Source organism: Thiobacillus denitrificans ATCC 25259 (genome assembly GCF_000012745.1).
In the GTDB taxonomy this organism is placed as follows: domain Bacteria; phylum Pseudomonadota; class Gammaproteobacteria; order Burkholderiales; family Thiobacillaceae; genus Thiobacillus; species Thiobacillus denitrificans_B.
The window spans coordinates 2,099,495-2,113,474 of the sequence record NC_007404.1 but is presented as its reverse complement, the minus strand read 5'-3'; the positions used below and the strand labels follow the sequence as shown (position 1 = coordinate 2,113,474).

The following is a 13,980-nucleotide window of genomic DNA, read 5'->3' as shown; positions in this document are numbered from 1 at the left end:
GGCTACGGCGCTTCGACCGCGACCGGCCGGCGGCGCTGGGTGCAGACCTGGTTGCGGCCCGCTTCCTTGGCGGCATAGAGCGCCTGATCCGCCGCGCTGACGAGGCCGTCGATGTCGGCCGTGTCGTATTCGCGCACGGCCACGCCGATGCTCGCGGTGATCGTGCACTCGGCCTCGCCCACGGCGATGCGACGGGCGCTCAGCGTGGCCCGCAGGCGTTCGGCCGATTGCATGGCCGCAGCGAGATCGGTGTTCGGACAGATGACCAGGAACTCCTCGCCGCCGATCCGGCACACGCTGTCCTCCCGGCGCGACGACGCGCGCAGCGCATTCGCGGCCTCGCGCAGCACCTTGTCGCCGAGGGCGTGTCCGTGGGTGTCGTTGATGTGCTTGAAGTGATCGATGTCGACGACCATGACCGCGAGCGGTGTGTCGGCGCGCGCCGCGGCGCTCCAGGCCTGCTCGAGCTGGTCCATCGCCGAGCGGCGGTTGGGCAGACCGGTCAGCGCGTCGGTCAGCGCGGCGTTGGCGAGGCGGCGGTTGGCGACGGCCAGTTCGGCCGCGATCTGGCGCAACTGCGCGCGGTCGCGCTCCCACGCGTTCTGCAGTTGCAGCAGGCGCTGCGCCGCGCACAGCCGCGTGCGCAGGCTCTTGGCGCTGAGCGCGCTGTGCGCGTAGCCGTCGGCGCCAGCCTCGTAGGCGCGGGCGAGCTGGTCCTCGGCGTGCTCGTCCGACATCAGCAGGATGTGCATGCGACGGCCCTCATCGGTCGCGCGCAAGGCCTGGCACAGCTCGAGTCCGTCGAGCAGCGGCAGGTTGATGTGGGCGATGATAACGTGCGGCAACACCTCCATCGCCAGGGCGAGCGCGCTATTGCCGTTATCGGCCGGATAGACGACGTGGCCGCTGTCCTCGACGAGCAAGGCCATGATCTTGCGCCGCGTGAAGGCATTGCCGTCGGCGACGACGATGCGCAGCGGCGCCTCGTCGTCGCTCGCCTCGGCGCTGCCGTGGCTGATCTCGGCGAACGGCGGCAGGACCGAGGTGGGGATCTTCAGGAGCGCGCCCCAGTCGTGCCATTGCGCGATCACCTCGTCGATGAAGCTGCCGGCGTTTTCCGGCGGGAGGTCGAGTTCGGTCGCGAGTGTCATCCACTCGCGCGCCAGCTGCATGCGCCCGTCGGCGCTACCCAAGGCGAGATCGGCCAGCCGGTGGGACAGGCGCAGCATCAGCATGAGGCTGTTGGCGCGCGAGTCGTGCGGAAAGCTCGTGTATTCCGGGTCCTGGTAGTGCGCGAGCGGAATCGTGAAGACGCGCGGCATGCCCCAGTCGGTCATCATCACGATCCCGAGTTCGATGTGGTCGATTTCGAGGCGGGAGCGCTCGAGCGTGATCAGCGACTTCGACGGATCGGTGCGATGGGCGTGCAGGACGGCGTCGTACTCGGCGGGATAGGCCGTCGCGAGTGCGAGGCGCCCGACTTGCGCGAGCAGGCCGCAGATGAACAATTCGTCGGCCGCCGCGACGTGGACGCGGGCGCCCAGCGCCTGCAGCGACAGCGCCATGAGCAGCGAGTGCGACCAGTATTCCTGATAGTCGAAGGCCGTACAGGCGCCGTTCCGGAACTGATCGAGAAGCGAAAATCCGAGCGCGAGCTGGCGCACCGTCGACATGCCCTGACGCACCACGGCTTCCTGCACGGAGACCACGGGACGCGCGATGTGCGAAGCCGAATTGGCGAGCTTGATCAGGCGCCCGGACAGCGCGGGGTCGGTCTGTACGACGCGCGCGATTTCGCCGAGCGTCGCATTGTCGCGCCGCGACAACTCGAGCACGGCGAGCGCGACGCCGCGCGGCGAAGGCAACTGCCCACTGAGTTTTAGTTGGTCGAGCTGAGTCATCGGTTATCGGTCTTATGGAACACGCGCAGTCGTCATCCATGCGGTGCGGCCGCGCTGGCGCGCGCCGGCTCGATCGACGACGGGGACGGGCGGGTGCGGCGCAGGCCGCGTGCTGCCCAGGAAACTTAACGGCAGGTTTCCGGGAAAATGAAGCGTGCGCGGATCAGGCGCGGCCGAGCGTGCGGGCGAGGCAGGCGAGGTAGGCCGCGGAATCGAAAGCGGCCCCGTTGCGCTGCGCCTGCCAGATCATTTCGCCGAGGCAGTCGATGATCGCGTGCTGGGCGTCCATCGCATTGCCGCGCTGCGCGAGCAGCTCCTCGTAGTGCGCGCGGATGCCCGGCGGCTGGTCGATCGCGACCTGTTCGGCGACTGCGAGGTGCATCGACAGATGCAGGAAAGGATTGACCTGGCCGTCTTCGGGCAGGTAGTCGCGATCGCGATAGCGCTCGGGCTGTTCGAGCATGGCGTGGTATTCCGGATGCGCGAGCACGCCCTCGAGCGCGGTGCGTTCGGCGCCCTCGAGCGCCTGTCCGGCGCGGTATTTCGCCCAGACGTCGAAAAAGAACTGGCGCACCTGCTCGCGGCTCGGGTTAAACATCGGCCGCCTCGGTCGCGGGCCTCTTGCGCGCGGAGGCACGCGGCGCAGCGGGCAGGGTCTTGGCCTTGAACTCGCAGAGGTCGACGATGATGCATTCCGCACACTTCGGCCTGCGCGCCTGGCAGACGTAGCGGCCGTGCAGGATCAGCCAGTGGTGCGCGTCGACCAGAAACTCGGCGGGCGTCGTCTTGACCAGCTTTTTTTCGACTTCGAGCACGGTCTTCCCGGGGGCGAGGCCGGTGCGGTTCGCAACGCGGAAGATGTGGGTGTCGACCGCCATCGTCGCCTGGCCGAACGCGGTGTTGAGGATCACGTTGGCGGTCTTGCGCCCGACCCCGGGCAGCGCCTCGAGCGCGGCGCGGTCGGCGGGGACTTCGCCGCCGTGCAGGTCGAGCAGCATGCGCGATGCCGCGATCAGGTGCCGCGCCTTGCTTTTGTAGAGTCCGATCGTCTTGATGTAGTCGGCGAGCCCCGCCTCGCCGAGCGCGTGGATCGCCGCAGGCGTGTTGGCGATCGGGAAGAGCACGCGCGTCGCGCGATTGACGCCCTTGTCCGTCGACTGCGCCGAGAGCACGACCGCGACCAGCAGCTCGAAAGGCGTCGCGTATTCGAGCTCGGTCGTCGGGTGGGGATTCGCTTCGCGCAGGCGGCGGAAAATCTCGCGGCGTTTGTCAGCGTTCATCGTTCGGCACGGGCATCGGCCCCGGCCTCAAGCCGTGGCGGGAACGGTCAGCTGCGCGCGCTGCTCGGCGCGCGCCTTGTTCCAGTTGTGCGCGGCGATCAGCAGGCCGAGCGCAATGAAGGCGCCGGGCGGCAGCACCGCGAGCAGGAAGCCGCGGTAATCGGGCAGCACATGCAGCACGAACTGCTTCGCGTCTTCACCGAAGACCAGGTCGATGCCCGAGAACAGCGTGCCCTGTCCGACGAGCTCGCGCATCGCGCCGAGCACGATCAGCACCAGGGTCAGCCCGAGGCCCATCGCGACCGCGTCGACGACGCTGTGCAGCGGCCGGTTCTTGGCGGCGAAGGCGTCGGCGCGGGCGAGCACGATGCAGTTGGTCGTGATGAGCGGAATGAAAATGCCGAGCACGAGGTAGAGCGGATGGACGAAGGCGTTCATCGCGAGGTCGATCACGGTCACCAGCGCCGCGATGATGAGGACGAAGACCGGGATGCGGATTTCGTTCGGAACGAAATTGCGGGCGGCCGAAACCGCGCCGCTCGACGCCGCCATCACGAGCATCGTCGCCAGGCCGAGCGACAGGGCGTTGACGACGGTGTTGCTGATCGCGAGCAGCGGGCACAGGCCGAGCAGTTGCACGAGTCCCGTGTTCTGCTTGACGAGGCCGTTGTGGAAGAGGCTGCGGAATTCGCTCAGGGTCATCATGCGTCTTTCTCCTCTCGGGTCACCGGCGCCGCGAGGGTCTTGCGGTGCCGGGCAAAATATTCCAGCGCGCCGCGAACCGCCTTGACCACCGCGCGCGGCGTGATCGTCGCGCCGGCGCGCGTGTCGAAGGTGCCGCCGTCCTTGGCGACACGCCAGGCGCGGGGCGGCGGATTGTCGAGCGATTTGCCGGTGAACTGCTCGATCCAGGGGCTCTTCGCGCGGTCGATGTAGTCGCCGAGCCCCGGTGTTTCGCGATGGCCCGTGACGCGCACGCCGGTGACCGTTCCGGCCGCGTCGATGCCGACCAGCAGGCCGATGTCCCCGCTGTAGCCGTCGGGCGCGACCGCTTCGAGGACGACGCCGGCGAACGCGTCGCCTCGCCGCGCGACCCAGACCGCCGAGGGTCGCCGGGTACCGAGCATGGCGTCACGCGGCACCCGGCGTTCGCTCGCGAGCAGGTCGTTGTCGTAGAGCCGGGACGGCAGGACCTGCTCGATGAACGCGAGTTGTTCGGCCTGCCGGCTGCGGGCGATGACGGGTTCGGTGCGGCCGTGGGTGAACGCGAGCATCGCGGTTCCGACGACGGCGAAGACGACGAGTACGGTGCCCGCGCGTAGCGCGTTGCGGGCGGCTCCGCTCATGCTCACGCGCGCGGCTCCTTGCGGACTTCACCGTAGACGCGCGGCTGGGTGTACTGATCGATCAGCGGCACGCACAGGTTCATGAGCAGGATGGCGAACGCGACACCGTCGGGGAAGCCGCCCCAGGTCCGGATCACGATGGTCAGGAATCCGGCGCCGAGACCGAAGACCACCTTGCCGCGCGGCGTCGTCGCGCCCGACACCGGATCGGTCGCGATGAAGAAGGCGCCGAGCATGACCGACGGGGCGAAGACATGGAACCAGGGCGCGCCGAAGCGGCCGGCGTCGAAGAAGTGCAGGAAGCCGGCGGTCAGCCACACGCCGACCAGAAAAGCGAGCGGCACCTGCCAGCTGATGATGCGCAGGGCCCACAGCAGCAGGCCACCGAGCAGGAAGGCCGCGGCCAGCCATTCGAAGCCGGTGCCGCCGAGGTAGCCGAAAATCGGCTGCCGCACGACCTCGTCGACCGTGTGCTGCTGCAGCAGGCCGGTCCGCAGCGTGTCGAGCGGCGTCGCCATGGTCACGGCGTCGAGCAGGCTCTTCGGCACGTCCGCGCCGAAAATGATCGCGGCGCTCTGGCCGATCCCGAGCGGCGTCGCGGTCAGTTCGAGCGGGCCCGCCCACTGCGTCATCTGGACCGGAAACGACACGATCAGCACCGCGTAGCCGACCATCGCCGGATTGAACACGTTCTGGCCCAGCCCGCCGTACAGGTGCTTGGCGACGACGATCGCGAACAGGGTCCCGGTGACGATCAGCCACCAGGGCGCGAGCGAGGGCAGCGAGAGCGCGAGCAGCCAGGCCGTGACGACCGCCGAGAGATCGCCGAGGAAAGGCTTGATCGGGTAGCCGCGCGCCTTGAGCATCCCGGCCTCGGCCGCGACGGCGGTGACGGTCGCAATCGACAGCGTCAGCAGGATGCCGGGCCCGAACAGCCAGACGTAGACCCCGATGCCCGGAAGCAGGGCGGCCAGCACCCAGGCCATGACGACGGTGACGCTCGTGCGATCGAGGATGTAAGGAGACGGCATCAGGAATTCTTCTCTTCGGATTCCAGCGGCTGGCGGGCCAGTTCGCGAATTTTTGCGCGGCGCGCTTCGATCTCTTCGATCTCGTGCCGGGTGTCGGGCGACAGGTTGTCGATGTTCTTCGGGGCGACTTCGTCCTTCTTCGCCTGCGCCCGCGCCAGCGCCGCGGCGATCAGCGCCTTCTTGGCGTTGGCGTCGGCGTCGGCTGCGGCGGGAGTCGCCGTATCGGCGCCCGCGGCGAGTTCGGCGCGCTTGGCCTGGGCCTTCGCCGCGAGCTTCTCGGCTTTTTCCTTCTTCTCGCGCTCGATGCGGAATTGGCGGAACTCGTGACGCTCGCGCGCGAGATCGGACGCGCGCTTGTCCTTCTCGCGGGCCCAGATTTCGCTCTTCGCGTAGCGGTAGAAATCGACGAGCGGGATGTGGCTCGGGCAGACGTAGCTGCAGCAGCCGCATTCGATGCAGTCGAACAGATGGTATTCCTGGGCGCGGCCGAAGTCGCCGGCCTTGGCGAAACGGAACAGTTCCTGCGGCTGCAGTTCCGCCGGGCACGCATCGGCGCAACGCGTGCAGCGAATGCACGGCAAGGCCTTGGGCAGCGGCGGGAAGAGTTCCTTCGATTTCACAAGGACGCAGTTCGTGGCCTTCACCACCGGAACGTCGAGGTTGGGCATCGGCACGCCCATCATCGGTCCGCCCATGAGCACGCCGGTATTGCCGTCGCGCTCCCCGGCGAGCGTGATGAGCGTGTGCATAGGCGTGCCGATCAGCACCTCGAAGTTCTGTGGTCGCAACACGTGGCCCGTGACGGTCACGAGGCGGGAGATCAGCGGTTCGCCGTGACAGGCAGCGCGGGCGAGCGCACGCGCGGTGCCGACGTTGAAGACCTGGATGCCGATGTCGGTCGACAGCTTGCCGGACGGGACCTGCTTGCCGGTCAGCGTCTCGATCATCTGCTTGGCGCCGCCAGCCGGGTAGCGCGCGGGCACCGCGACGATCTCGACCGCGAAGTCGAGCTTGGCGGCTGCGGCCTGCATCGCGGCGATGGCTTCGGGCTTGTTGTCCTCGATGCCGATCAGGATTTCGCTGCTGCCGAGGAGCAGCCGCATCACCGCCACGCCCTGCAGGATTTCGTCGGCGAAATGGCGCATGAGCACGTCGTCGCAGGTGATCCACGGCTCGCATTCGCCGCCGTTGATGATCAGCGTGGGGCAGACCTGGGCGGCGCCGGGGTCGAGCTTGACGGCGCTCGGGAAGACCGCCCCGCCGAGGCCGACGATGCCCAGATCGCGCAGGCGCATGCGCAACTCGGCGGGCGGTGCGCCGAGATCGAGCGGCTCGCGGGCGACCCATTCGTCGCGACCGTCGGTTTCGATCGTGACGCAGAGATCGGCGAGTCCGGAGACGTGGGGAACCGGCTGCAGGTCGACGGCCGTGACGATGCCCGAGCTCGACGCGTGCACGGCCGTCGAGATATAGCCGTCGGCTTCGCCGATGATCTGGCCTTTCCTGACGTGGTCACCGACGCTGACGACCGGCTTGGCCGGATTTCCGATGTGCTGACGCAGCGGGATGACGAGCTTTTTCGGCAGCGGCGCCGCGTGGATCGGCCGCGTGTTCGACTCGGCCTTGTGCCCCGGCGGGTGCACGCCGCCCTTGAACTGGAACAGCGGACGGCTCATACGCGTGTGCTCTCGCCGACCTGTTTCATCATCACCACGGGGTGCTTCCATTTCCAGTGCGGCAGGTCCTCGGCGATCGGCACCATCGAGATGCAGTCGACGGGACAGGGGGCGAGACACAGTTCGCAGCCCGTGCATTCGTCCGCGATGATGGTATGCATCTGCTTGGCTGCGCCGGAGATCGCATCGACCGGGCAGGCCTGGATGCACAGCGTGCAGCCGATGCAGGTCTGTTCGTCGATGAAGGCGACCGATTTCGGCTTCGGTGTGCCGTGGGCCTCGTCGAGCGGCTTGGGCTCGACGCCGAGCAGTTCGGCAAGTTTTTTGACCCCTTCCTCGCCGCCGGGCGGACACTGGTTGATGTCCGCCTCGCCTTTCGCGATCGCCTCGGCGTAGGGCCGGCAGCCGGGAAAGCCGCACTGCCCGCACTGCGTCTGCGGCAGAATCGCGTCGATCTTCTCGGCGAGCGGATTGCCCTCGACCTTGAAGCGGATCGCCGACCAGCCGAGTATCAGCCCGATCGCGATGGCCAGGCCGACCATGACCCAGATTGCGGTGAACATTACTTGACCAGGCCCGAGAAGCCCATGAAGGCGAGCGACATCAGTCCCGCGGTGACCATCGCGATGCTCGTGCCCTTGAACGGGGCAGGCACGTCACAGGTGTCGAGACGCTCGCGGATGCCGGCGAAAAGGATCAGCACGAGCGTGAATCCGATCGCGCCGCCGGCGCCGAAGAACAGCGATTCGACGAAGCCGTTCTGCGCCTGGACGTTGAGGAGCGGAATTCCGAGCACGGCGCAGTTCGTCGTGATGAGCGGGAGATAGATCCCGAGTACCTGATACAGCACCGGGCTCGTCTTGTGGATGAACATCTCGGTGAACTGCACGATGCCCGCAATCACGACGATGAAGGACAGCGTGCGCAGATAGAACAGGTCGGTGCCGAGCAGGTATTCGTTGATCAGGTAGCTCGACCCCGAGGCCAGCGTCAGCACGAAGGTGGTCGCGAGCCCCATGCCGATCGCCGTTTCGAGTTTCTTCGACACCCCCATGAAGGGACACAAGCCGAGAATCTTGGCCATCACGATGTTGTTCACGAACACCGTGGAGATGAGAATGAGGATATAGGTTTCCACAACGTGCGGCCTGAGGGGGTGTCGTATTATCCGCCATGGAGGCCGCGCGACTCAAGCGGCGGCGCGCCGTCCGGCCCGTGAAGCCGGCCCCTTGAAAGCCGCGCAACGCCCGGTTTCCCGGCGCTGCAGGCGCCACGGGCAGGGTCGCTGACGCGAGCCTTTAACCTATATAATGGATGAATGATTTGTTGCCGATCCGCAGGATTCGGCAGCCCCTGCCGCAGGACGCCGCCATGAGACTCACGACCTATACCGACTACGCCCTTCGTACGCTGATGTATCTCGCCACCCATCGCGATCGCCTGGTCACGATTTCCGAGATCGCCGAGGTCCACGGGATTTCCAAGAACCATTTGATGAAAGTGGTGTACCAGCTTGGCCTGTCGGGACTCGTCGATACACTGCGCGGCCGCAACGGCGGCTTGCGTCTCAAGCGCGAGCCCACGGAGATCACGGTCGGCGAGGTCGTGCGCAGCACCGAGACCGACTTCGACATGGCCGAGTGTTTCGACCCCTCGGGCGACCGGTGTCTGTATTCGCCGGCCTGCGTGCTCAAGGACGTGCTGAGTTCGGCGACGCTTGCCTACCTCGGCGTCCTCGACAAGGTGACGCTCGGGGATCTCGTCGGAGGGGGGCGCGGCAGGAAAAAGACCGCGCCGATCCAGGTCTATCCGGCTGCCAAGAAGCCTAAAGTCGCGGCCTGAAGCGGCGCCGCGCGGCCGTTTCAGCCGAGCGTGCTGCCGCTCGCCCAGAAGTCGTAGCCTTTGCTCAGAAACTCGTCCCACGGCAGGTAGTGCGAGCCGTCGCACGAGAACGTGAGGCCGACCATGCCATTGAAGATATTGAGCGAGCCGGCCCGCAGGTAGAAGGTTTCGTCCATGAAACGCAGGGCGCGCAGGTTGTCGAGCACCGGGCGAATCTTGTCCTTCGGCACGACCGCGTCATCCGGATAGAGATGGTGCGGGTAGATCAGGCAGGTGTCGGGGTCGGTCAGCGCGTCGATGTCGAGCAGACGGTAGCGGTAGGGATCGTCGACGAGCCAGACCGTCGCGCGGCTGCTCGAGAAATGCAGCTTGCCGTGGAAGACGCCGTGGTCCTCCATCAATTCGGTCATCACACCGAGCACGGTGTCGACGTGGAGATCCATCTGGCTCTCGCTGCGCGTCTGGTGGAAGACCGCGCCGCGAATCGCCGGGTCGCCCTTGATCTGGCGCCAGTACGTCGGCTCGTCGTAGAGCTTCGCGGTGATCGGCAGGTCACGCAGGTCGAAGTCGGCGCCGACGAAACCGAGCGCTTTGTCGTCTTCGCCGCGCACGATCTGGATCGCGGTGAGCGAAGGGCGCTTGACGCGCAGGCTAATGTAGGCCTGAGACAGCAGGAAGCCCTGGTTCGGCACCGCTTCACGCATGTAGGGGCGGTCGGAGCGATCGCGGCCGTAGTCCGTCTCGATCAGGCCCTCGCGGCTGATGTTGTCGGAAAGCTGGATCGCGCGGGTGTCGAGCGCGTACAGATACTTGCAGGCGGGCAGGTCCGCCAGCGCGTGGCCCAGGGCCGCATTGAGCGCTGCACGATTCGCCCATACCCGGCTGCATGCCTGCGCCGCCAAGGCCAGCGGTTCGCGCAGCAGGTTGGCGAGGGCCTCACGTTGATGGGCGACGCTTTCCTGGAGGGTGGTGCGCGCGGCGGGTACGGGCTCGGGAGGCTGCATGTCGGGCTGGCTGGCGAAGGACGGGCGCAGAGGCGGAATTTTTAGCTTATCGCCCATCTGCGACAACGGTAACCGGGTTTGCCCGCAGGGGCAAGCCGCGCCGAGTATGGCGGGGCAGTATGACAGACGATTGACGCCTCGCGTTGACGCCGGTTGCACATCAAAAGAAAATCCCGGCTTGCGCCGGGCCGGATTCGGCGTGCGAGGCAACGCTTTTTTACAGCGTCGGGCAGGTTGCCGTTGAGGCGCCCTTCAACGGTTGGATCATCTTGAAGTTGTAGCCAGCTGGGCTGATCGTCGGCAGCCGCTTCACGGTGAGGCGGTGGCTCGGCAGGTTGGCCGCAGTCACCGTTCCCCCGAGGTTTTCACGCAGATACTTGACGACGGCTTCGGTGATGTCCATGAGCTGCTCGCTCGGCGGCAGCGTGGCGGATGCGCCCGGGCCTGCGACCTGGACGATCGACCCGTCGGTCTTGACGACCTGGACCTGGCGGCCGCGGCAGGGGTTACAGTTGTTGATCGTGGTTTTGTCGTCGGCATACCAGTAGCCGGCAACCCGGTAGCCTTCGTAGGCCGGACCACCCTCTGCGCTCAGACATTGCTGGTAAGTCGGGTTGGGCGCACCGTCTATGGTCGCGCGGCCGTCGTAGATGTCCATCTCCTTGAGCGGCAGGCCATTCACCTTGATGTTGCTGCCGCGGTTGGTGCCCCAGGGCCGGGTCGGGAACGCGAGGGTCGGTCCGTTGATCGGCGCTGGCGTCGTACCCAGGAGTCCGTCGCAGGCGTCGAGGTCAAAGCTCACGCCGTTGTAGCCGAACATCCAGCCTCCCGCCCACAGGCTGGGATCTGAGGCGAAGGTACCTTGAGTGGACTGCTCGATAGCGAACTTGAGGTCGGCGCCGCATGCCTTGGTGGTTCGCCCCAGCTTGGCCGCGATGGGCACGTAATGGTAGATGTCCTCCATGGTGATGGGCCAGCCTGCGGGAACGTGGGTGCCGTAGCGGAAACCCCGGACCGAGGCGCTTTCGGCCCCGGATACGGCGGCCATGGCATCCGCGATCAGGTTATGGGAGGAGCCTTCGACCACCCCCGGCATGTCCTCATCGACGAAATTTGAGCGGTGCAGGTCGACTTCGGTGAAGGCGATGGTCTCGTCCACGGGACGCAGGAGTTCAGTGGTGTTGCCGCCCACCGTGACTTTCTGGCCCGGCACGAAGCTTCCCGCCACGAAGGGCGCGCGCGCCTTGGCGACCTTGGCGGCAATGGTCTTGTCCTCCGGGATTCCCTCCGCCACGATGATCTGTTTGAAGCTCCAGTCCGCGACTCTGCCGTTCTTGACCCGAAGCTTGAGGTTTCCAACCGCGGTGCCGTCCTGACCCTCCTCCACGATCAAGGTGTTGCGGCCGTCGGCGTGGTCGACGACGATCGGCGCGGTGGTGCGTTCGTGCATGTCCGAATTCAGGATCACATCAGGGCTGGGAGCGAGGGTCTCGGCGATCTCGATGTCGCGCGCCATCTCGAGTTCGGAAATCATCACGACCACGTCCACCTTGTCGACCGTACGCAGCTTATCGACCAGGCAGGGCACTTCGGCCTTGGCGTCGGTGAACAGGTAGTTCTGCGTGACGCTTGTCCCGACGGCCGCGATCGCCCGCGCCGTCGTCATGCCGAGGATGCCGACCTTCACCTTGCCGACCTGCCTGATGCTGTGTGTCGGCAGGACGCGTCTGAGCGGGCGCGGCACACCGGTCGCGGGATCCGTGGCCTTCGCGCCGCATAGGGCGGTGTCGTCGAACTGGTTGGCGTAATAGAGGTTGGACGCGAGCGCGTTCCAGTTCGCCAGCGGCGGCGCGGTCGCGGAACCCTTGAAGGTTTCCTCGAAGCGGCCCGTGCCGTACAGGAAGTCCCAGTTGCCGGGCGCGTGGGCCACAAAGCCGAACGCATTCAGCACATCGATCATGGCCTGGCCCCGGCTGAACAGCGCCTCGCCCGAGCCTTGCAGGGTATCCCCGGTGTTGATCAGAAGCGAACGGTCGACCCCGTCCTTTGTCGCCAGGGCCCGCAGTGCCTTGATGACGGTATACATGCGCGCTACGCCGCCTTCCATGCTGACGCCTCGGTAGCCGAGAGCGTCACTGCGCAAATTGGGCCGCGGCACGAGATGGCCATGGATGTCGCCGGTGTGGATCAGGGTGACTTCGCCCGAACCGCCGCGGGGCGCCGGCGCGCTGCTTGCCAGGGCGGCCGCCGAAATCAGGCTTGCCGAGGCAAGCACTGTCCCAGCACACAGTTTGTTGAAGCGCTTGTTGCGCGCACGGGGCTGCGCGACCAGCCCCCTAACGGCGTCGTGCGTAGTCATCGGGTTCTCCTCCCTCGGATGTCGAACCCTAGGCACAGGGCTCACATCGTAAGGACGGGGCTCAAATCCCGTTTATTCCGTTTATGCCGCAGGCGTGGTACGAATTAACCATCAAGTATCAGCCCGGGCGCAGGCGCGCCCCGCGGGCACGGAGCCGGTTACGGCTGCCGCAACGAGATCACCGGCCACGCCCGTTCCAGCGCGCGGGCGCGTAACAGGGGGTCGGGGTCGACAGCGACTGGGTACCGGACTTTTTCCAGCAGCGGCAGGTCGTTGTGCGAATCGCTGTAGAACCAGCTCGTGTCGAGGTCGTCCAGGCGGGTGTCATGCGCCTCGAGGAATTGCCCGAGGCGGACGATCTTGCCTTCGCGAAAGCACGGCGTGCCGGCGACCTTGCCGGTGAAGCGGCCATCGACCTGCTCGGGCTCGGTCGCGATCAGGTGCTCGACCCCGAGCTCCTGCGCGATCGGTGCGGTGATGAAACTGTTGGTCGCGGTGATGACGGCGACGAGATCGGCTTCGTCCAGGTGTCTGCGCACGAGATCGCGGGCTGCCTGCGGAATCATCGTTCGCACGCGCGTCTCGATATATTCGGCACGCCAGGCGTCGAGCTGCGCGCGCGGGTGGGTGGCGAGCGGGTGCAGGGCGAAAGCGAGGAAGGCGTAAATATCGAGGCCGCCCGCCTTGTAGGCCTCGTAGAACGCCTTGTTCTTGGCCTCGTAATCGGGGCCGTCGACAGCCCCCTTGGCGATCAGGAACTGCCCCCACTCATAATCGGAATCGCCGGCGAGCAGCGTGTTGTCGAGGTCGAAAAGGACGAGTTTCATCAGCGGTAGGTTACAAGATTCGGGGTACGGGACGACGTGGTTCAGGCGCCCTGTCCGCGGTCGCGCCAGAACTCGCGCAATTCGTAGGCGCCCCAGACGGCGAGCGCGAGGTGGTCCTCGCGGCGCGTGTCGCGCTCCTCGGCGCTGAGTTCCTCGAGCGGTGCAGCCAGGATGTAGAACGGGTCGAGCACCTCGTCGACGAAGGCCTCGTCCTTGCTGCCGCCGGGCAGCGTCCAGTCGTCTTCCCAGTGCTCGACCGCGAGCAGAAAGCCTGCGGCCCACATCTGGGCGTAGGGCGGGACCCCGGCGGCACGCAGCCGTGTAGCCTCGTCCTTGGGGAGGTCGGCGAGCAGCGCTTCCCAGTCCATGACCAGCGGCGAAAGCGCGCGCGGGTCGGCAAGGTTCTCGATCGGCGCGGCAAGTGCGCGGGCGACCTCGTCGCGCCGCCGGGCGAACAGCGCGAGAAAACGCCGCTCGTCGGCCTCGTTCTCGTACACGCTCGCGAGTCCCTCGTCGCGGTCGAGCAGCACCGGAAGGTATTCGGTGTCCGGGATCGCGCGCGGGCTGCAGGCGAGCGCCGTGATGAAGCCGTCCACGCCTTCGAGCGAGATCGGCACGTCGGTACGCTCGTCGAGAAGGTCGATGAGGTCGGCCAGCTCGTCGACCTCCGCATCGCTCAGCGGCGCAGGGGGGGTGTTCGGTGTGGGCATGTGT

The 13,980-nt window shown here is 66.7% G+C and carries 14 protein-coding genes; 1 reads left to right on the top strand and 13 read right to left on the bottom strand.

Features of this window, described 5'->3' with window-relative positions; translation table 11 throughout:
* Positions 1 to 2: 2 nt before the first annotated feature.
* From TBD_RS10155 to rsxA, 9 genes are all read right to left on the bottom strand, one after another.
* Complete coding sequence (locus tag TBD_RS10155; RefSeq protein ID WP_011312535.1) at positions 3 to 1,901, bottom strand: sensor domain-containing diguanylate cyclase; 1,899 nt, start codon at positions 1,899 to 1,901, stop codon at positions 3 to 5.
* Positions 1,902 to 2,064: 163 nt separating this feature from the next.
* Positions 2,065 to 2,499: a DUF1841 family protein gene (locus TBD_RS10150; protein WP_011312534.1), complete on the bottom strand. Its 435-nt coding sequence runs from the start codon at positions 2,497 to 2,499 to the stop codon at positions 2,065 to 2,067.
* Entirely contained in the window at positions 2,492 to 3,181 is a 690-nt protein-coding gene (nth, locus tag TBD_RS10145; protein ID WP_011312533.1) for an endonuclease III, read from the bottom strand. Before nth ends, TBD_RS10150 begins: the two co-directional genes overlap by 8 nt.
* 27 nt (positions 3,182 to 3,208) lie before the next feature.
* Entirely contained in the window at positions 3,209 to 3,886 is a 678-nt protein-coding gene (locus TBD_RS10140) for an electron transport complex subunit E (protein WP_011312532.1), read from the bottom strand.
* Entirely contained in the window at positions 3,883 to 4,527 is a 645-nt protein-coding gene (gene rsxG, locus TBD_RS10135; RefSeq protein ID WP_041432685.1) for an electron transport complex subunit RsxG, read from the bottom strand. The genes TBD_RS10140 and rsxG overlap by 4 nt, the downstream gene beginning before the upstream one ends.
* A gap of 2 nt (positions 4,528 to 4,529) precedes the next feature.
* Positions 4,530 to 5,558, bottom strand: a complete 1,029-nt coding sequence (locus tag TBD_RS10130; protein WP_011312530.1) for an RnfABCDGE type electron transport complex subunit D — start codon at positions 5,556 to 5,558, stop codon at positions 4,530 to 4,532.
* On the bottom strand, positions 5,558 to 7,234 hold the full coding sequence (rsxC, locus tag TBD_RS10125) for an electron transport complex subunit RsxC (protein WP_011312529.1): 1,677 nt from the start codon (positions 7,232 to 7,234) through the stop codon (positions 5,558 to 5,560). The genes TBD_RS10130 and rsxC overlap by 1 nt, the downstream gene beginning before the upstream one ends.
* Positions 7,231 to 7,797, bottom strand: coding sequence for an electron transport complex subunit RsxB (rsxB, locus tag TBD_RS10120; protein ID WP_011312528.1), 567 nt, complete (start codon positions 7,795 to 7,797; stop codon positions 7,231 to 7,233). The genes rsxC and rsxB overlap by 4 nt, the downstream gene beginning before the upstream one ends.
* Entirely contained in the window at positions 7,797 to 8,372 is a 576-nt protein-coding gene (gene rsxA / locus TBD_RS10115) for an electron transport complex subunit RsxA (protein WP_011312527.1), read from the bottom strand. Before rsxA ends, rsxB begins: the two co-directional genes overlap by 1 nt.
* A gap of 233 nt (positions 8,373 to 8,605) precedes the next feature.
* Between rsxA and TBD_RS10110 the strand changes: the two genes are divergently transcribed.
* Positions 8,606 to 9,076, top strand: coding sequence for an RrF2 family transcriptional regulator (locus tag TBD_RS10110; RefSeq protein WP_011312526.1), 471 nt, complete (start codon positions 8,606 to 8,608; stop codon positions 9,074 to 9,076).
* 20 nt (positions 9,077 to 9,096) lie between these two features.
* Here the strand turns inward: TBD_RS10110 and TBD_RS10105 are convergent, their stop codons facing one another.
* The 4 genes from TBD_RS10105 to TBD_RS10090 all read right to left on the bottom strand — a co-directional run bounded on the left by TBD_RS10105 (position 9,097) and on the right by TBD_RS10090 (position 13,976).
* Positions 9,097 to 10,080: a PDC sensor domain-containing protein gene (locus TBD_RS10105; RefSeq protein ID WP_041433173.1), complete on the bottom strand. Its 984-nt coding sequence runs from the start codon at positions 10,078 to 10,080 to the stop codon at positions 9,097 to 9,099.
* 217 nt (positions 10,081 to 10,297) lie between these two features.
* Positions 10,298 to 12,439 (bottom strand): bifunctional metallophosphatase/5'-nucleotidase, encoded by a 2,142-nt coding sequence (locus TBD_RS10100; protein ID WP_011312524.1) that lies wholly within the window; start codon positions 12,437 to 12,439, stop codon positions 10,298 to 10,300.
* Positions 12,440 to 12,597: 158 nt separating this feature from the next.
* Positions 12,598 to 13,266: an HAD family hydrolase gene (locus TBD_RS10095; RefSeq protein WP_011312523.1), complete on the bottom strand. Its 669-nt coding sequence runs from the start codon at positions 13,264 to 13,266 to the stop codon at positions 12,598 to 12,600.
* 41 nt (positions 13,267 to 13,307) lie between these two features.
* Complete coding sequence (locus TBD_RS10090) at positions 13,308 to 13,976, bottom strand: YecA family protein (protein ID WP_011312522.1); 669 nt, start codon at positions 13,974 to 13,976, stop codon at positions 13,308 to 13,310.
* Positions 13,977 to 13,980: the final 4 nt, after the last annotated feature.